Raw genomic sequence first — 18,310 nt, 5'->3', positions numbered from 1 at the left:
GGTCAGCGTTGTTCGAGTCGGCGGGTCACGGCGAACTCGTGGGCGGGGAAGCCCTCGTGTCGGGTGAAGGCGATGACGGTGTCCGCCATTCGCCGCAAGGCATCGGGCGTGGCCTTGGCCACCGCGGTGCGCTTGCGGAACGCGTCGGCGGTGACGCCGCTGCTGACCTTGGCGTAGCCGCTCGTCGGCAGGGCGGCCGGGCAGCCGATGACGAAGTTGGCCATCGACACCGTCGTGTGCTGTCCGACCAGGACCTCGCCGGCGTCGACGATCAGGTCCAGCACGCGGGCGTCGTCGCGGACCGCGATCTGCATGTGCTCGGGCGCGAACGCATTGGCGACCTCCGCGGATTCCTCCACCGAGGTGGTCAGCACGGCGCCGCCGTTCGTGCCCAGCGCGAGCCGGGCGTACCCGGCGCGGTCGTCGGGGAGGTCCTGCAACTGCTTGGCGACCTCGACCTGGACGGCGTCGATGAGCGCCTGGCTGTCGGTGACCAACACGCTCGTCGAGTCGGGTCCGTGTTCGGCCTCGTTGAGCAGATCGGCGGCCAGCAGGTAGGGGTCTGCGGAGTCGTCGGCCAGGATGAGCGACTCGCTGGGACCCAGCAGCATGACGCTCACGGTGCCGTAGCGCTGCACCTCCACCTGCGCGCACGTGACGGGCGGGCTGCCGGGACCGCACACCTTGCGGACCCGCGGCACGGTCTCGGTGCCGAAGGCCAGCGCGGCGATGCCGGCAGGCCCATTGGCGCGAAACACGTCGTGGATGCCCAACTCGTCGGCGACGACCAGGACGGCGGGGTCGACCTCGCCGTCACCGCCGGGGATCGGTGGCACCACGACGGCGATCTTCGCGACGCCCGCCACCACGGCCGGGGTCCCCAGCTGCGCCATCACCGACGGGTAGGAGCCCTTGCCGCTGGGCACGAACAATCCGGCGCTGGCGATCGGCGTGACCTTCTCGCCCACGGTCAGACCGGGTTCGCTCTCGAAGCTCCAGTCGCCGTTGCTGGTCAACCGTTCGTTGAACGACCTCAGGTGCGCCAGCAGGTCGCGGATCGCGGTCAGCAGGTCGGGGCTGACCTTCTTCCGAGCGGCGGCGAACTCGTCGGCCGAGACGCGGATGCGGTCGGGGGTGAGGGAGATGCCGTCCCACGTCTGCAGCGCGCGCAGGAGTCCGGCGTCACCGTGGTTGCGCACGTCCTCGATGATCTCGAGCACGCCCTCACGGAGTGCGGGGTCGAAGATCTTCGCGCTGCCGCGGTCGCACAGATCGGCGCGGTCGGCGGCCGACATGCCCTGCCATTCGCCGCGCTCGAGGATGGGTCGATCGGTTGACATCTGCATGGCTCCCAGGGGATCGGGGGGATCGGGGATTCGGGGTGAGGCGGGCGTCACTCGTGCCGCTTTGTCTTGTATACGAGACTGAGATCTCCAATGCAAGACTTTTGCGCCGATGGGCGCGGTTCGTAACATGCCGTTGACACCGGTCAGAGATTGGCGGCACCGGCGATCGGGATGACGGCCCCGCTGAGGAACGGGGCCTGGTTGGACAGCAGGAAGTTCACCGTGGATCCGATGTCGTCGGCGTGCCCGAACCGTCCGGCCGGGATGCGAGCCAGCAGCTCCGCGCCGATCCGAGGGTCGTCGAGGTACGGGGCCGTCATGGCGGTGCGGAAATAGCCCGGGCACACGCACGTCACGCACAGGCCCTGGGTCGTCCACTCCATCGCGAAGGTCGCGGCCAGCGCCGCCGCTGCCGCCTTGGACGCGTTGTAGTCGGCGAAGTGCGCCTCGGGCCGCATGGCGTTGACCGACGCGTTGATCACGAGCGCCCCCGGTCTGGAGAGCGTGCGGTACGCGGCCTGGGCGCCGTGCAGGATGCCCACGACGTTGACGTCGAGGACCCGTCGGAACGTCGCGGCGTCGAGGTCCTCGGCGGGTTTGTCCTCGCCGTCGATGCCGGCGTTGAGGAAGGCTCCGTCGAGTCCGCCGAACGCCCGGGCGGCATCGTCGAACGCAGCGGCCACGGCGTCGGCGTCGGCGGCGTCGGCAACGCTGCCCCCGGCTGCCGAACCCCGCGAGAGCGCCGCCGACACGGATTCCTCGCCGGTGCCGGTGACCCAGACCCGATGCCCCGCCGCGGTGAGGTGCCGGGCGCACATGTCCCCGATCCCGCTGGTGCCGCCGGTGATCAGGTACCGGCGTGGCCCGCTCACGGGGCACACCTGATCAGCACCTTGATGGCCTCGCCCATGCCGCCCGCGGCCAGGAAGGCGGGAACGTCCGGCAGCTCGACGGTGTGGGTGACGATCGGGTCGTACCTGCCCGGTTCGTCGGCCAGCGCGGCCAGCGCCTCGTCGAGGTGGTGGTCGTCGAAGCCGACGCTGCCGACGACGCGCAGGCTGTGCTCCACGATGGTGGCCGGCATGACCGTGGCGGCGGCGTGGCCGATCGCGATGAGCAACACCGCGCCGCCGAACGCCGTGGCGTCGATCGCGGCCTCCAGGGAACCGGGGTAGCCGGCCGCGTCGACCACCACCTGGTGACGCGCCGGGCCGTCGAGCGTGTCGACGGCGGCGCCCCGGCTGCGGGCCAGGTCGGCGCGCCGGGCGTTCGGTTCCACGACCGTCACGGCGGCCTGCGGCCAGCGCCGCGTCAGCTCGGCGTGCGCCAGCGCGCCGATGGGGCCGTAGCCGAGGATCGCGACGGTGGCGGGCGAGGCGTCGAGCCGCAGCTGGTCGAGGGCGCACATCACCACCGCGAGGGGTTCGGCCAGGACGGCGGCGACGGTGTCGAGGCCGGCGGGCACGCGGTGGAGACTGTCGCCGGGGATCACCATGGCGCCCGCGTAGCCGCCCGGCCGGGCTTCCCCGAGCCACTGCAGATCCTCGGCCAGGCGATCGTGCCGCAGGTGACCGTCGACGGTCGAGGGGATCCGGGAGTCCGCCACCACCGCCTGGCCCGGTGCGAAGTCCGGGTGCCGCGACGTGCGCACCCGGCCGGCGACCTCGTGCCCCAGGGTGGCCGGCCAATACGCCACCCAGTCGCCGGTGCGCAGGACGTGCAGGTCCGAACCGCAGATCCCGGCGTACTCGACGTCGATCAGCACCTCGCCGTCGGAGAGGGCGGACAACTCGCGCGTACCGACGGTGAGCGACAGATCTCGATCGAGCAGGAGCGCCGTGGTGCTCACCGACTCTGTGATGCTAGACATCGGTCTTGAATACCAGACTTACGGTCGGTGCGGGCGGGGAGTTCGCGAGTTCCCAGGCTCTGCTAGGCAATGCCCAGGGCGTCTTCGTTGCCGGGTGACTCGTCGACGCGCGCGCCGAAGCTCGCGGAGAACTCTCCGGCGGTCGCGACGACGATCGTGGCCATCTCCTCGGCCTGCGCGGCGGTCTTCGTCGCCGACACGTAGGCCACGCCGAGCGCGGCCACCGCCCGGCGGTCGCGCGTCAGCACCGGGCTGGCGATGCAGTCGATGCCCGACGTCGTGGTGCCCCGTTCGTAGGCGTAACCCTGCTCGCGCACGCCTTTGAGCACGTCGCGCAGATCCGCCAGCGACGTCGGTCCCTCACCGGTGCGCGACTGCCACGTGTAGCCGTCGTACATGGTGGACAACTGCTCGGCGTCGAGGCGGCTCAAGATGGCCCGGCCCACCGCCGTCAGGTGGGCGGGAAGCCGCGACCCCACCTCGGTCACCAGGCGCACGCCCGACGTCTGGGGCTCGCGCTTGTCCAGGTAGATCACGTCGGTGCCCTGCAGTACGGCCAGGTGCGAGGTCTCGTTGGTGGCCGTGGTCAACGCCAACATGAAGCGCTGCCCGGCCCGGTGCAGCGGGCCGGACCGCATGTAGGACGCCCCGATCTCGAAGGCCGACACCCCGAGCGTCCACGTCCGCTGATCGGGCCAGTAGGACACGAAGCGACGTTCGCGCATCACGTTCAGCAGGTGGTGGGTGGTGCTCTTGGGCAGCGACAGCGTCTCGGCGATCTCCATGGTCGCCATCGGCATCCCGCGGCGCGCCAGCAGGTCGAGCACGTCCATGACGCGCTCCGCCGACTTCACACGACTCGTCGTCGCCACGCCGCCCCTCTTTCGCCTACCGGTCTCGCATTCGAGACCACGATCTGCGATATCAGGGTAGACGACGACGGCCGGCGCACCCCCTGACGCGAGGGCTGGGGATGAAGTGTCGTCTGGGGATGGATCGCCTGCGGCGGGGCGTGGTCGTCGGGGTGGCCGCGCATCGTGGCGGCATGACCCAACCACTGACCCGCGCGCAACTGGGCGCGCTCGGCGAGCAACTGGCCGTCGATCATCTGAGCGCATTGGGATGGCAAGTGCTGCAACGCAACTGGCGATGCCGCTGGGGGGAGCTGGACGTCGTCGCCGACGACCCCGACGCGGCGGCACTGGTGTTCGTCGAGGTCAAGACGCGCACCGGTGACGGTTTTGGGGGATTGGCCCAGGCCGTCACGCCCGTCAAGGTGCGGCGGCTGCGCCGGCTTGCCGGGCTGTGGCTGGCCGAGCAGCAGCGCAGCTGGAGTCATGTGCGCATCGACGTCGTCGGCGTGCGGATCACCGCCGGCGCCGATCCGCAGATCAGCCACCTGCGGGCGGTGGGGTGATGGCGCTTGGACGGGCCTTCTCGGTGGCCGTGCGCGGGCTGGAGGGCCATCTCGTCGAGATCGAGGCCGACATCACCTCGGGTCTGCCGGGGGTGCACCTGGTGGGACTGCCCGACGCCGCGCTGCAGGAGTCGCGCGACCGCGTCCGCGCAGCCGTGACGAACTGCGGGAACACCTGGCCCATGGCGCGGCTGGTGCTGGCGTTGTCACCGGCCACGCTGCCGAAGGTCGGGTCGGTGTACGACATCGCCCTGGCGCTCGCCGTCCTGTCCGCCGAGCGCAAGCGGGCGTGGCCGCGGCTCGAGACGACGGTGCTGCTCGGCGAACTCGCGCTCGACGGGCGGGTGCGTCCGGTCGCGGGCATCCTGCCCGCGGTGCTGGCCGCCAAACGGGCCGGGGTGGCCGCGGTGGTGGTGCCCATCGACAACCTGGCCGAGGCCAGCCTGGTCGACGGCATCGAGGTGCTCGGCGCCCGCGATCTGCGACAGGTGCAGGCCTGGGTGCAGGGCAAGGCGTCCCTCGACGATCGCCTCGACGCCTCGGCCGCGCACGGCTGGGACGTCGAGGCCGCCGAGGCCGCCGAGGCCGCCGCCGACCTGGCGGACGTGGTGGGGCAGTCGCACGCCCGCTACGCCGTCGAGGTCGCGGCCGCGGGAGCGCACCACCTCATGCTCACCGGGCCGCCCGGAATCGGCAAGACCATGCTGGCCCAACGGCTTCCGGGGTTGCTGCCCGAGCTGTCACCCGACGAGGCGCTCGAGGTGACGGCCATCCACTCGGTCGCGGGCCTGCTGTCCAACGAATCCCCGCTCATCACGCGACCACCGTTCGTGGCGCCGCACCACACGTCGTCGGTCGCCGCGATGGTCGGCGGAGGTTCCGGCATGGCCCGACCCGGTGCCGTGAGCCGCGCGCATCGCGGCGTGCTGTTCCTCGACGAGTGCGCCGAGATCGGTACCAGCGTGCTGGAAGCGCTCCGGACGCCGTTGGAGGACGGCGAGATCCGGTTGGCGCGCCGTGACGGCGTGGCCCGCTACCCGGCGCGGTTCCAGCTGGTGATGGCCGCCAACCCGTGCCCGTGCGCCCCCGCCGATCCCCAGGACTGCCTGTGCCCGGCCGCGGTCAAGCGTCGCTATCTGGGCAAGCTCTCGGGTCCGCTGATGGACCGCGTCGACCTGCACGTGCGCATGTCGCGGATCTCCTCCGGGGCCATCGCCGCGCAGACCACGGGCGAGCCCACGGACGCCGTGCGCGCCCGTGTGGCCGCCGCCCGCGCCGCCGCCGCGCAGCGGTGGGCACCCCACGGGTTCCGCACCAACGCCGAAGTCGGTGGACCGCTGCTGCGCAGGCGCTACCGGCCGCCGCAGGCGGCCATGGCGCCGCTGCAGCACGCCCTGGACAGCGGGTGGCTGAGCGTGCGGGGCATGGACCGCACGCTGCGGATCGCGTGGACGCTGGCCGATCTGCTGGGGTCGACGGTCCCGGGCGTCGACGAGGTCAACACCGCGCTGAGCTTCCGTGACGGGGGCGCGGCATGACCGGCGACCAGGCCCGCGACGAGGCCCTGGCGTGGGCCTACCTCAGCCGCGTCGCCGAGCCGCCGTGCCCCGAGGTGGCCGCGCTGGTGGGCCGGGTGGGCGCGGTCGAGGCGGCCGCCCGCATCCGTCGGGGCGCCGTCGCCGGGGACGTCCGCGACGCCACCGAGGCGCGCCGCGAGAACGACTGCGCCGCAGCAGATCTGGACGCCCTGGCCCGGCTCGGCGGCCGATTGGTCACCCGGGAGGACGACGAGTGGCCGGGCCTGGCGTTCACCAGGCTGGTCGGCGCCCGCGGCGACGGCACGCCCCACCCGCAGGCGTGGCCACCACTGGTGCTGTGGGCGATGGGACCCCTGCGGTTGGCCGACGTGACCGAGCGGTCGTGTGCGGTGATCGGCACCCGGGCGGCCACGCGGTACGGCGAGCACGTCGCCCACGACCTCGCGACCGGACTGGCCGAGCGCGACGTCGCCGTCGTGTCCGGCGGCGCCTACGGCATCGACGGCGTGGCCCATCGGGCGACGCTCGCGGCCGACGGCGCCACCGTGGCGGTGCTGGCGTGCGGGCTCGACGTGCCCTACCCGGCGGGGCACGCCGGCCTGCTGCGCCACGTGTCCCAGCAGGGGTTGGTGCTCTCGGAGTATCCGCCGGGGATGCGGCCGGCGCGCTTCCGGTTCCTGGTGCGCAACCGCCTGGTCGCCGCGGTCGGCCGCGCGACGGTGGTGGTGGAGGCCGGGCTGCGCAGCGGCGCGGCCAACACCGCCGCGTGGGCCAAGATGCTGGGCCGGCCGGTGTGTGCCGTGCCCGGGCCGGTGACCTCGGCCGCCTCGGCGGGGTGTCACGTGCTGCTGCGCGAGGGGGCGGCCGTCGCCACCCGCGCGGCCGACCTGGTGGAGCTGGTGGGCCGGGTGGGGGAGTTGGCGCCCGAGCCGCAGCATCCCACGCACGTGCTCGACGACCTCACCGACGTGGAGCGCCGGGTCTACGAGGCGCTGCCGGGGCGTGGCGCCCGCACCGCCGACCAGCTCGCCGTCGCGGCGGGCATCGCCCCCGAGCGGCTGTTCGGGCCGCTGGCCGCGCTCGAGATGGCCGGGCTGGTCGCGCGCCGCGACGGGCGGTGGGCCTTGGCCCGCAGGGCGGGGTGATGGGCCGGGTGAGGACCGGGTGAGGCCGGGTGGGCGACGTTCGCTGGCAGGTGCGGTGCCGGTGCTGGAGTACGTTTGCACGGTGGGTGGACGCGGCAGCAGGCGAACCGGCCGCGTGGGCATCGGGGCACTGCTGGCCGTCCTGCAGGTCGTCGTGCTGGCCCTGGCGGGGTGCCGCGCGGCGCCCGCACCCGTGGTGGCGCCGCCGGGTGGCTACGGGTTTGCCGTCGGCGCCTCGCAGATCTGGATGAGCCCCGCCGACGCCGATCGCGAACTCGACGCCGTGGCCAAGACGGGCGCGCAGTGGATCCGCGTGCACATCGACTGGCAGCACGTCGAGCCGGTCAGGGGACGGTACGACTGGGGCTACGCCGACCACTGGATCAACGGCGCCCGCCAGCGCGGGCTCAAGGTGCTCGGGTTGCTGGTCAACTCCCCGGAATGGGCGCGCCAGCCCGGGGCCCCGATGTACGCGCCGCCCGTCGACGCCGCGGACTTCGCGAGGTTCGTCGATGCGGTGGTGCGGCGCTACCAGGCGCGCATCTCGGATTGGGAGGTGTGGAACGAACCCAACCTGCCGCGGTTCCTCGGCTACGCCGACTCCCGCCCCGCCCGCTACGTGGCGCTGCTCAAGGCCGCCCACGAGGCCATCAAGACCGTGCAGCCGCACGGCGTCGTCGTCGCGGCGGGCCTGAGCCCCGCGGTCGGCGTCGATGCGCCACCCAACTTCGTCAACGACATGTACGTCGCAGGCGCCAAGGGGTACTTCGACGCGCTCGCCATGCACCCGTACGTCTACCCGGGCGGCATCGCCGCGGACCCCTTCAACGGGTGGTCGGACGTCGCCCGCGTCCACGACGTCATGACGACCCACGGCGACGGGAACCTGCTGATCTGGATGACCGAGCTGGGTGCGCCGACGGCCGCCAACACCGACGAGGGCGTCAGCCAGCAGGAGCAGGCCCGCCAGATCGTCGACGTGCTGGCCGGGGTGACGGCCAGCGGTTACTCCGGGCCGGCGTTCGTCTACTCCATCCGCGACATCGACTCCAACGACCCCGACGACGTGCAGGACAACTTCGGCGCCCTGCTCACGACGGACTTCCAGGACAAGTTCGCGGCGTCGGTCCTCGCGAAGCCGCCTGCGGGCGGCTGGCGCTGAGCGCGGCACCGGGGCCTACCGCAGGACCGGGGAGACCCCTACCCGCGCAGCCCGACTCGTATAGTCGACGGTCAAAGGCGTTGTGATGGCTGGGAGGTAACGCGTGGCAGGTCGCCCGATCCATACGTTCGAAGTGGTGCGCAGCGAGGAGTTGACGCCCCACATGATCCGGTTGGTGCTGGGCGGCAGCGGATTCGACACCTTCACTCCCAGTGAGTACACCGATTCCTACGTCAAGATCGTCATCGTCCGCGACGACGTCGACGTCGCCGCGCTGCCCCAGCCGCTCACCCTCGACTCGTTCGACGAGCTGCCGCCGGAGCGCCGCCCCGTCGTGCGCACCTACACAGTGCGCCGCGCCGATCCCGAGCGCCGGGAGATCACCATCGACTTCGTCGTGCACGGCGACCAAGGGGTGGCGGGCCCGTGGGCCGCGGCCGCCCAGCCGGGCCAGCGGGTCTACCTGATGGGTCCCGGCGGCGCCTACGCCCCCGACCCCGATGCCGACTGGCATCTGCTGGCCGCCGACGAGGCCGGCTTGCCGGCAGTCAGCGCCGCGCTGGAAGCATTGCCCCCCAACGCGATCGGGCGAGCCTTCATCGAAGTGGCGGGCCCCGAGGACGAGGTCGAGCTGTCCGCGCCCGAGGGCGTCGAGGTGCGGTGGATCTACCGCGGTGGCCGTGCCGACCTGGTGCCCGAGGACAAGGCCGGTGACTTCGCGCCGCTCATCGCCGCCGTCAAGGAGACCCCGTGGCTGCCCGGTGATCCCCAGGTGTTCATCCACGGCGAGGCGCAGGCCGTGATGCACAACCTGCGCGGATACGTGCGCAAGGAGCGCGGTGTCCCCGCCGCCTCGGCCTCCATCTCGGGGTACTGGCGCAGGGGCCGGACCGAGGAGACCTTCCGCCAGTGGAAGGCCGAATTGGCCAAGGCGGAGGCGCAAACCGCCGACTGACTGGCAGGCTGTCGCCATGGCATTCAGCGACTACCAGCTCGAGATCTACCTGCAGGGCCTCTCCGGCAACATGCCGTCCTATCCCATGGACTACGCCGAACTCGAGGCCAGGGCCGAGGCGGTCATGCCGCCGTGGGTGTGGTCCTACGTCGCAGGTGGCGCCGGCGACGAACGCACGCAGCGCGTCAACGTCACGGCGTTCGAGAAGTGGGGGCTGATGCCCCGGATGTTCGTCGGGGCCAGGGAGCGCGACCTGTCGGTCGAGCTGTTCGGATCGACCCTGCCCTCGCCGGTGTTCATGGCGCCCATCGGCGTCATCGGCATCTGTGACCGCAGCGGCCACGGCGACCTGGAGGCCGCGCGCGCCGCCGCCCGTACCGGCGTGCCGCTGATGGTGTCGACGTTGACCAACGATCCCCTCGAGGACGTGGCGGCCGAATTCGGCGATATGCCAGGGTTCTTCCAGCTCTACACGCCCACCGACCGGGAGGTGGCGGCGAGCTTGGTCCAGCGCGCCGAGGCGGCCGGGTACAAGGGCATCGTCGTCACCCTCGACACCTGGATTCCCGGCTGGCGGCCGCGCGATCTCAGTACCGCCAACTTCCCGCAGCTGCGCGGGCACTGCCTGAAGAACTACATGTCCGATCCGGTGTTCCGTTCGCGGCTGGCGCAGCCACCCGAGGAGAATCCGCAAGCCGCCGTCCTGCAGTGGGTGTCGATCTTCGGCAACGCGCTGTCCTGGGACGACCTGCCGTGGCTGCGGTCGTTGACCTCGCTGCCGCTGCTGGTCAAGGGGCTCTGCCACCCCGACGACGTCAAGCGCGCGATCGACGGTGGCGTCGACGGCATCTACTGCTCGACCCACGGCGGGCGCCAAGCCAACGGCGGCATGCCCGCCATCGACGCGCTACCGGGCGTGGTGGCGGCGGCCGACGGCGTACCGGTGCTGTTCGACTCCGGGATCCGCAGCGGGGCCGACATCGTCAAGGCGCTGGCGCTGGGTGCGACGGCCGTCGGCATCGGGCGCCCCTACGCGTACGGGATGGCCCTCGGCGGGGCCGACGGGGTCACCCACGTGCTGCGGTCGATGCTCGCCGAGACCGACCTCGTCATGGCCGTCGACGGCTACCCGAGCCTGGCCGACCTGACGCCCGACGCGTTGCGGCCGGTGCTCTAGGGGATCGGTCGCGAGGTATCGATCGCGTCACGTCTGCTCGGCGATCCCGTCACGTCCTCGCCGGCGGTCTTCTCGAGGCCGTGTGCGGATGCGACCGTGGATCGCATGACGGCCCACGTCGACGCGGTACTCGACGAATTCGACGAGTATCTCGACCTGCAGCGCGGCCGCTCCCAGCACACCCGGCGCGCGTACCTGGGTGATCTGCGGTCGCTGTTCGCGTTCCTGGCGCAGCGTGACCCGACGGCTGCGGAGCCGGCCGATCTCACGCTGCCCGCGCTGCGGTCGTGGCTCTCGGCGCAGGCAGCGGCGGGCGCGGCGCGCACGACGCTGGCGCGGCGCACGTCGGCGGTCAAGACGTTCAGCGCGTGGGCGGCCCGCCGCGGGTTGCTGCAGACCGATCCGGCCGTCCGGCTCCAGGTCCCCCGATCGCATCGCACGCTGCCCGCGGTCCTGCGTCAGGATCAGGCCCACGACGCGATGGCGGCGGCGACGTCCGGTGCGCAGCAGGGCGATCCGGTGGCGCTGCGGGACCGGCTGATCGTGGAGTTGCTGTACGCCACCGGCATTCGGGTGAGCGAGCTGTGCGGGCTCGACGTCGACGACGTCGACGTGTCCCGCCGGTTGGTGACCGTGTTGGGCAAGGGCGGCAAGCAGCGCACCGTGCCGTTCGGCGAGCCCGCGCAGTGGGCGGTGACGGCGTGGTTGAGCCACGGTAGGCCCGCGCTCGCGACGGCCGCGTCGGGAGCGGCCCTGCTGTTGGGCGCCCGCGGCAAGCGGTTGGACCCGCGGCAGGCGCGCAGCGTGGTGCACGACACCATGTCCGCGGTCGACGGCGCGCCCGACATCGGTCCCCACGGCTTGCGTCACAGCGCTGCGACCCATCTGCTCGAGGGCGGTGCCGACCTGCGCGTCGTGCAGGAGCTGCTGGGTCATTCCTCGCTGGCCACCACGCAGCTCTACACCCACGTCTCGGTGGCCCGGCTGCGCGCCGTGCACGACCAGGCGCATCCGCGCGCCTAACCACGCAGCAGCGCCATCACCTTCGCCAGGTCCGGGAGCGCCGACGGCCGACCGGGCAACTCGTCGAACACGGTCCAGTAGCTGATGCCGTAGCGCCGCTGCCGGTCCACCAGGGTCTCGGCCATCTCGTCGTGCGTGCCCAGCAGGACGAACGGGGATTCGAGGATCACGGCGGGGGTGACGTTCCCGATCGCGGCGGCCAGTTCGGCCGCGGCGGCGGCACGGTCGTGGGTGGGCACCACGAACTGGATGAGGGCGTTGAGTTCGATGGCGTCGAACCGGTCGCCCGCGGCCTGCTGCACCACCGCGATGCGGTCGGCGAGGCCCGGCCCGTCGAAGTGCGTCAGCCGCACCTCGGTGGCGTCGTCGTTGTGCGTGATGCCTGCGAACCCGGCGATGTCGGCGTACTTCCCTGCGAGCTGGAGCACGCGAGTTCCGTTGCCGCCCAACAGCAGTGGCACCGCCTGGGGCGGCGTTGCCACCAGTTCGCCGGGTGTGGCGTGCACGCGGTAGTGCGAACCGGTGACGGCCACGTCGGCGCCGGCGAGCAACGCGGTCACGATCTCGACCGATTCGGCCAGCCGATCCACCCTGGTGCGGCCGTCGTCGAACGCCAGGCCGGCGGCGTCGTACTCGGACTTCATGTGCCCGGCGCCCAGCCCCAGCTCGAAGCGGCCGCCGGAGAGTGCCGACAGCGTCGCCGCCTCCCTGGCGATGTCGACGGGATGGCGAAAGTCGTTGTTGAGCACCAGGGTTCCGGCGTGCAGCCGCCGGGTCGCGCCCAAGGCGGCCGATGCTCCGGCGAACGGCGCCGGGGACGGGACCAGGTGATCGGCGAACGTCATCACGTCGAAGCCGACGTCTTCGACGGCGGCGGCGAAGTCGGCGAGTTCGCGACCTCGCGGCAGGGTCGTGGTCAACCCGAACCGCATCCGGCGGGTGCGGTGGGAGCTGGCGGAGGCGATCACGGCCATGGTGTTCCCCGTTGTGCCGATTCCCAGACACGCGCGCGCTCACGCGGGCTTGAGGCGGATCTGGGTGCTCACGAGCAGGCCGCGGGGGTCCAGGTAGTCGGCGGCCGACGCCGGCCCCCACATGGCGCCCCAGTGCAGACAGACCGTGCCCACACATCCGGCGTGCCCCGCGGCCAGCCGCCCGATCCCGGTACCCGCCGCGACGCGGGCACCGGGCCGCACGTCGGCCAGCACCGGTTCGTAGGTGGTGCGCAACCCGCCCGGGTGCGCGATCGACACCACGGGTCGACCCGCCAGACTCCCGGCGAACACCACCGTGCCTGCGGCGGCGGCGTACACCGGCTGCCCCTCGCGCCCGGCGAGGTCGACGCCGCGGTGACCGGCACGCCAGTTCGGATCGGGGGCGTCGAACGTCGTCAGCACGGCGGGCCGGGGCCGCAGTGGCCAGTCCAGTCGGCCGCCGGTCCCCGGGGAGCCCGCGGCCATCCCCGGCGCCGGTGCCAGCAGCAGGGTGGTCGCGAGCAACGCTCCCAGTCGAGATCGCCGTCGAGTTCGCCGTCGAGTTCGCAGTGGACGGGGCATCGTTCCAGTTCAGCGTCTCGCGGGCGGTAGTGGAAGTGGTGGTCGAGCCGGCTGTGGATGGATGCCGGTGCGGCGATGTCGGCGTGGTCGGAGCACGCCCATCCACGGTGTAAACTCATTTCCGCAGTTCGCCTCGGCGAGCTGACTTCGCGCGCCTGCATCGCAGCCCCGGATCACACCAGGTTGCACCCGCATGCCGGGCGGTCCCGTGCCACACGGGTCCGGTGTGCAGCAGGCGCCAGGATCCGCCGTCGACCCGACGTCGGATGACAACCGTCGACAAGAGGACATGACTGGCCATGGCCGTCGTTACCATGAAGCAGCTGCTCGACAGCGGCGCGCACTTCGGGCATCAGACCCGACGTTGGAACCCCAAGATGAAGCGGTTCATCTTCACCGACCGCAACGGCATCTACATCATCGACCTGCAGCAGACGCTGACCTACATCGACCAGGCGTACGAGTTCGTCAAGGAAACCGTCGCCCACGGTGGCAGCATCATGTTCGTCGGCACCAAGAAGCAGGCGCAGGAGTCGATCGCCGAAGAGGCCACCCGCGTCGGCATGCCCTACGTGAACCAGCGCTGGCTGGGCGGCATGCTCACCAACTTCTCCACCGTGCACAAGCGTCTGCAGCGGCTCAAGGAACTCGAGTCGATGGAGCAGACCGGGGGCTTCGAGGGTCGCACCAAGAAGGAAATCCTCATGCTCACGCGTGAGAAGAACAAGCTCGAGCGCAGCCTCGGTGGTATCCGCGACATGCAGAAGGTGCCCAGCGCCGTGTGGGTCGTCGACACCAACAAGGAGCACCTGGCCGTCAGCGAGGCCATCAAGCTCGGCATCCCGGTGATCGCGATCCTCGACACCAACTGCGATCCCGACCAGGTGAACTACCCGATCCCGGGCAACGACGACGCGATCCGTTCCGCGGCGCTGCTGACCAAGGTCATCGCCTCCGCCGTCGCCGAGGGCCTGCAGGCCCGCTCGGGTGCCGGCGCCAAGGCCGATGCCGACGCCGCTGCCGCCGAGCCGCTCGCCGAGTGGGAGCAGGAGCTGCTCGCCGGCGCCACTGCCGGTACCCCGGACTCGGACACCACCGAGACCACCACCACCGACGCTTCCTAATCAGGGAAAGGCACAACATTGGCGAACTACACCGCTGCCGACGTCAAGCGACTGCGGGAGCTGACCGGCGCCGGGATGATGGACTGCAAGAACGCGCTGACCGAGTCCGAAGGTGACTTCGACAAGGCCGTCGAGCTGCTCCGCATCAAGGGCGCCAAGGACGTCGGCAAGCGTGCCGAGCGGGCGACCGCCGAAGGCCTGGTGGCCGCCAAGAACGGCGCGCTCATCGAGCTGAACTCCGAGACCGACTTCGTGGCGAAGAACGCGGAGTTCCAGGCACTCGCCGACCAGATCGTCACCGCGGCCGCGGAGTCCAAGGCCGCCGACGTCGACGCCCTCAAGGCCGCCACTGCCGGCGACACCACGGTCGAGCAGCTGATCGCGGACCTGAGCGCCAAGATCGGCGAGAAGCTCGAACTGCGCCGGGTGGCGTACTTCGACGGCCAGGTCGAGACCTACCTGCACAAGCGGTCGGCCGACCTGCCGCCCGCCGTGGGCGTGCTGGTGGAGTACAGCGGCGATTCGCAGGAGGCCGCGCACGCGGTGGCGCTGCAGATCGCCGCGCTCAAGGCCAAGTACCTCACCCGGGACGACGTCCCGGAGGACATCGTGGCCAACGAGCGCCGCATCGCCGAGGAGACCGCCAAGGAGGAGGGCAAGCCGGAGCAGGCGCTGCCCAAGATCGTGGAGGGTCGCGTGACCGGCTTCTACAAGGACGTCGTGCTGCTGGATCAGCCGTCGGTGTCCGACAACAAGAAGACCGTCAAGGCGCTGCTCGACGAGGCAGGCGTGACCGTGACCCGGTTCGTCCGCTTCGAGGTCGGCCAGGCCTAGCCGCTTCGACTCACACGTGTCCCCTCGCACCTCGGTGCGGGGGGACACGTGCGTTTCGGGCCGATCCCGCGCGGCACGCCAAAGTGGTACGTCCTGGTACCGTCAGGCGCATGTCACGCGTGCACGCCTTCGGCGACGATGCCCTCGGCCACCTCGACGCCGTGGGGCTGATCGCCGCCCTGCGCAGCGGAGGCGTCTCACCGACCGAGCTGGTCGAGGCGGCGATCGCCAGGGCCCAGGCCGTCGATCCCGCACTCAACGCCATCGCCTACGAGGCGTTCGACCGCGCGCGGGAGCGGGCGTCGAGTCCCCGTCCCTTCGGGGGCGCGTTCGACGGCGTCCCGACGTTCGTCAAGGACAACGTCGACGTCGCCGGGATGCCCACGATGAACGGCACCGACGCCTGGCTGCCGCGCCCCGCGGCGGCCCACGGCGACTTCGCCCGCGCCTACCTGGCCACCGGCCTGGTGCCCCTGGGCAAGACCCAGCTGTCCGAGTTCGGCTTCAGCGCCTCGGCCGAACACCCCCGGCTGGGTCCGGTGCGCAACCCGTGGCATCTCGACCACACGGCCGGGGCATCGTCGTCGGGGTCCGCAGCGCTGGTGGCCGCCGGCGTCGTGCCCATCGCTCACGCCAACGACGGTGGGGGATCGATCCGCATCCCCGCGGCCTGCAACGGCCTGGTGGGGCTCAAGCCCTCGCGGGGCAGGCTTCCCCTGGACGCCGACGTCCGCCAGATGCCCATCCGCATCGTCGCCAACGGCGTGCTGACGCGCTCCGTGCGGGACACCGCCGCGTTCTATCGCGAAGTCGAGAAGGCTTGGCGCAGTCCGCGTCTGGCGCCCATCGGCGACGTCACCGCGCCCGATCGCCAACGGTTGCGGGTAGCCGTCTGCACCCGCTCGGTGCTGCGTGACGCCGCGCCGGAGACGCGCGCTGCCACGCTCGAGGCGGCCACGCTGCTCGAGCGGCTCGGCCATCGCGTCGACGTGCTGGAGCGGCCTCCGGTCCCCGCGTCGTTCGTCGACGACTTCGTCCTGTACTGGGCGCTGCTGGCCTTCGCGCTGGTGCGCGGCGGTCGCAGGCGCTTCGGGCCGACGTTCGACGAGCGTCGACTCGACAACCTCACCCTGGGGTTGGCCCGGCACGCCGGACGCCACCTCCACCGGCTGCCATTGGCGATGGCGCGACTGGCCCGCACCCGTGCCGGCGTGCTGCGCGCGGTGGGCCACTACGACGTGCTGCTGACGCCGACGCTGGCCGACGTGACGCCGACGATCGGTCACCTCGATCCCACCGCCGACTACGAGCGCGTGCTGGAACGCCTGATCGACTGGGTGTCGTTCACGCCGCTGCAGAACGTCACCGGCGATCCGGCGATCTCGCTGCCCATGGGGCTCTCGAGCGCGGGGCTGCCGATGGGCGTGATGTTCAGTGCGCGGCGCGGCGAGGAGGCCCGCCTGCTGAGCGTGGCCTACGAGGTGGAAGAGGCGCGGCCGTTCGACCGGCTGGGGTGATCACGGGCGCGGCAGCTTGCGGTGCAACGGGTTGGCGGTGACCGGCGCCCGGCGCTGCGTGGGCGGCGGCGCCGACACCACCGTCGGCGTGTCGGCGCTGGCCCTGGTGCGGTCCTGCGCGCGCATGGCGGCGGTGTTGCCGACGCCGAGCGCGGGCGCACCGATGCGTCGTCGGGCGGCGTCTCCGCAACCGGGGCACGGTTGCTCGTCGGGGCGCGACGCCATGGGGAACACCGCCGTGAAGTCGTCGCAATCCTGCCTCTCGCAGCGAAACAGGTAGGTGGGCATGGCATCACAGCCTAGTCTGGGAAGGACGACCACCGTCTGGAGGATGCCCGTGCCCGAATTGCTGTTCCCCTTGGACTCGACGAAGCGCTTCACCGACCAGCAGATCGTGGGGCACAACAGGTGGCATCCCGACATCCCCGCCGCGGTGACGGTCAAGCCCGGCAGCACCTTCCGCGCCCACTGCCGCGAGTGGTTCGACGGCGCCATCCACGACGACGATTCGGCCGAGGACATCCTCAACGCGCCACTGAAGGGCGTGCACTGCCTGTCGGGCCCCTTCGCCATCGAGGGTGCCGAGCCGGGTGACCTGCTGATCGTCGACATCCTCGACGTGGGACCCATCCCGCAGGAGGACTCCGGTCCGCTGGCCGGTCAGGGGTGGGGGTACACCGGCATCTTCGCCAAGGCCAACGGCGGCGGCTTCCTCACCGAGCAGTTCCCCGACGCCTACAAGGCCGTCTGGGACTTCGCAGGCCAGACCACCACGTCGCGCCACGTGCCGGGGGTGAAGTACACCGGCATCGTGCATCCGGGGCTGATGGGCACGGCGCCGAGTGCCGCCCTGCTCGCGAAGTGGAACGCCCGCGAGGGCGCGCTGATCGCCACCGATCCCCAGCGGGTGCCACCGCTGGCGCTGCCGCCCGAGCCCGAGGACGCCATCCTGGGCTCGCTGACGGGTGCCGAATTCGACCGCGTGGCAAGCGAAGGCGCGCGCACGGCACCGCCGCGGGAGAACGGCGGAAACCAGGACATCAAGAACCTGACCAAGGGTTCTCGGGTGTTCTACCCGGTGTTCGTGCCGGGGGCCAACCTGTCCTTCGGCGATCTGCACTTCTCGCAAGGCGACGGTGAGATCACGTTCTGCGGGGCCATCGAGATGGGTGGCTTCATGGATCTGCACGTCGATCTCATCAAGGGCGGCATGGACACCTACGGCGTGCACGAGAACGCCATCTTCATGCCCGGGAACACCGACCCGCAGTACTCGGAGTGGATCGCGTTCTCCGGTACCTCGGTGACGCTCGACGGTGAACAGCGCTATCTCGATTCGGATCTGGCCTACCAGCGGGCGTGCCTGCACGCCATCGACTATCTGACGAAATTCGGATACAGCCCCGAGCAGGCCTACCTGCTGCTGGGGTCCGCCCCCATCGAGGGTCGGCTGTCGGGGGTGGTCGACATCCCCAATTCCTGTGCGACCGTGTACATTCCGACGGCGATCTTCGACTTCCCGGTGGCCCCGTCGGCGGCCGGTCCCACCCGCATCGACCCCGGCATCGGAGCGCCGCACGCGAGCTTCTGACGGTCTGGCGCGGCCCGTCGGACGACGAAATCCGCAGCAAGATCGACACATCGCC

General features: G+C 71.4%; 18 protein-coding genes. 11 read left to right on the top strand and 7 right to left on the bottom strand.

From position 1 onward, the window contains the following. Positions 1-2: 2 nt before the first annotated feature. From hisD to AC30CM_RS09670, 4 genes are all read right to left on the bottom strand, one after another. Positions 3-1,340: a histidinol dehydrogenase gene (gene hisD / locus AC30CM_RS09685; protein WP_490116640.1), complete on the bottom strand. Its 1,338-nt coding sequence runs from the start codon at positions 1,338-1,340 to the stop codon at positions 3-5. A gap of 149 nt (positions 1,341-1,489) precedes the next feature. After that, positions 1,490-2,218 carry an SDR family NAD(P)-dependent oxidoreductase gene (locus AC30CM_RS09680; protein ID WP_490116639.1) on the bottom strand — a complete coding sequence of 243 codons (729 nt, stop codon included), beginning with the start codon at positions 2,216-2,218 and terminating at the stop codon, positions 1,490-1,492. Next, positions 2,215-3,216 (bottom strand): zinc-dependent alcohol dehydrogenase, encoded by a 1,002-nt coding sequence (locus AC30CM_RS09675; protein WP_490116638.1) that lies wholly within the window; start codon positions 3,214-3,216, stop codon positions 2,215-2,217. Before AC30CM_RS09675 ends, AC30CM_RS09680 begins: the two co-directional genes overlap by 4 nt. A gap of 62 nt (positions 3,217-3,278) precedes the next feature. After that, on the bottom strand, positions 3,279-4,088 hold the full coding sequence (locus AC30CM_RS09670) for an IclR family transcriptional regulator (protein WP_490116637.1): 810 nt from the start codon (positions 4,086-4,088) through the stop codon (positions 3,279-3,281). Between the two features lie 173 nt (positions 4,089-4,261). Between AC30CM_RS09670 and AC30CM_RS09665 the strand changes: the two genes are divergently transcribed. The 7 genes from AC30CM_RS09665 to AC30CM_RS09635 all read left to right on the top strand — a co-directional run bounded on the left by AC30CM_RS09665 (position 4,262) and on the right by AC30CM_RS09635 (position 11,633). Beyond that, complete coding sequence (locus AC30CM_RS09665; protein WP_490116636.1) at positions 4,262-4,633, top strand: YraN family protein; 372 nt, start codon at positions 4,262-4,264, stop codon at positions 4,631-4,633. Continuing rightward, positions 4,633-6,171, top strand: coding sequence for a YifB family Mg chelatase-like AAA ATPase (locus tag AC30CM_RS09660; RefSeq protein ID WP_490116635.1), 1,539 nt, complete (start codon positions 4,633-4,635; stop codon positions 6,169-6,171). The genes AC30CM_RS09665 and AC30CM_RS09660 overlap by 1 nt, the downstream gene beginning before the upstream one ends. Continuing rightward, positions 6,168-7,316 carry a DNA-processing protein DprA gene (gene dprA, locus AC30CM_RS09655; RefSeq protein WP_490116634.1) on the top strand — a complete coding sequence of 383 codons (1,149 nt, stop codon included), beginning with the start codon at positions 6,168-6,170 and terminating at the stop codon, positions 7,314-7,316. Before AC30CM_RS09660 ends, dprA begins: the two co-directional genes overlap by 4 nt. Before the next feature lie 82 nt (positions 7,317-7,398). After that, complete coding sequence (locus tag AC30CM_RS09650) at positions 7,399-8,478, top strand: endo-1,4-beta-xylanase (RefSeq protein WP_490116633.1); 1,080 nt, start codon at positions 7,399-7,401, stop codon at positions 8,476-8,478. 103 nt (positions 8,479-8,581) lie between these two features. Continuing rightward, positions 8,582-9,433, top strand: a complete 852-nt coding sequence (locus AC30CM_RS09645; RefSeq protein WP_490116632.1) for a siderophore-interacting protein — start codon at positions 8,582-8,584, stop codon at positions 9,431-9,433. 16 nt (positions 9,434-9,449) lie between these two features. Next, positions 9,450-10,610, top strand: a complete 1,161-nt coding sequence (locus AC30CM_RS09640; protein WP_490116631.1) for an alpha-hydroxy-acid oxidizing protein — start codon at positions 9,450-9,452, stop codon at positions 10,608-10,610. Between the two features lie 105 nt (positions 10,611-10,715). Continuing rightward, entirely contained in the window at positions 10,716-11,633 is a 918-nt protein-coding gene (locus tag AC30CM_RS09635) for a tyrosine recombinase XerC (RefSeq protein ID WP_490116630.1), read from the top strand. On the opposite strand, the gene AC30CM_RS09630 is transcribed toward AC30CM_RS09635, so the two are convergent. Beyond that, positions 11,630-12,601 (bottom strand): TIGR03621 family F420-dependent LLM class oxidoreductase, encoded by a 972-nt coding sequence (locus AC30CM_RS09630; RefSeq protein ID WP_490116693.1) that lies wholly within the window; start codon positions 12,599-12,601, stop codon positions 11,630-11,632. The two genes, AC30CM_RS09635 and AC30CM_RS09630, sit on opposite strands and share 4 nt — an antisense overlap. Before the next feature lie 45 nt (positions 12,602-12,646). Continuing rightward, entirely contained in the window at positions 12,647-13,093 is a 447-nt protein-coding gene (locus tag AC30CM_RS09625; RefSeq protein ID WP_490116692.1) for a M23 family metallopeptidase, read from the bottom strand. Between the two features lie 395 nt (positions 13,094-13,488). Here AC30CM_RS09625 and rpsB point away from each other — a divergent pair, with 395 nt between their 5' ends. The 3 genes from rpsB (at position 13,489) to AC30CM_RS09610 (ending at position 16,664) form a co-directional block, all read left to right on the top strand. Then, positions 13,489-14,313, top strand: coding sequence for a 30S ribosomal protein S2 (gene rpsB / locus AC30CM_RS09620; RefSeq protein ID WP_490116629.1), 825 nt, complete (start codon positions 13,489-13,491; stop codon positions 14,311-14,313). An 18-nt stretch (positions 14,314-14,331) separates the two neighbouring features. Then, positions 14,332-15,147 (top strand): translation elongation factor Ts, encoded by an 816-nt coding sequence (gene tsf, locus AC30CM_RS09615; RefSeq protein ID WP_490116628.1) that lies wholly within the window; start codon positions 14,332-14,334, stop codon positions 15,145-15,147. A 110-nt stretch (positions 15,148-15,257) separates the two neighbouring features. Next, positions 15,258-16,664 carry an amidase gene (locus AC30CM_RS09610; protein WP_490116627.1) on the top strand — a complete coding sequence of 469 codons (1,407 nt, stop codon included), beginning with the start codon at positions 15,258-15,260 and terminating at the stop codon, positions 16,662-16,664. On the opposite strand, the gene AC30CM_RS09605 is transcribed toward AC30CM_RS09610, so the two are convergent. After that, the gene (locus AC30CM_RS09605; RefSeq protein ID WP_490116626.1) at positions 16,665-16,952 is read right to left on the bottom strand and encodes an FmdB family zinc ribbon protein; all 288 of its coding nucleotides are present in this window, start codon (positions 16,950-16,952) and stop codon (positions 16,665-16,667) included. Positions 16,953-17,001: 49 nt separating this feature from the next. Between AC30CM_RS09605 and fmdA the strand changes: the two genes are divergently transcribed. Beyond that, on the top strand, positions 17,002-18,255 hold the full coding sequence (fmdA, locus tag AC30CM_RS09600; protein ID WP_490116691.1) for a formamidase: 1,254 nt from the start codon (positions 17,002-17,004) through the stop codon (positions 18,253-18,255). The last annotated feature ends 55 nt before the right edge of the window (positions 18,256-18,310 follow it).

The sequence above is a fragment of the Mycobacterium sp. DHQP2018-32-09 genome, assembly GCF_058148405.1.
This window is presented reverse-complemented; position numbering and strand designations above follow the sequence as displayed.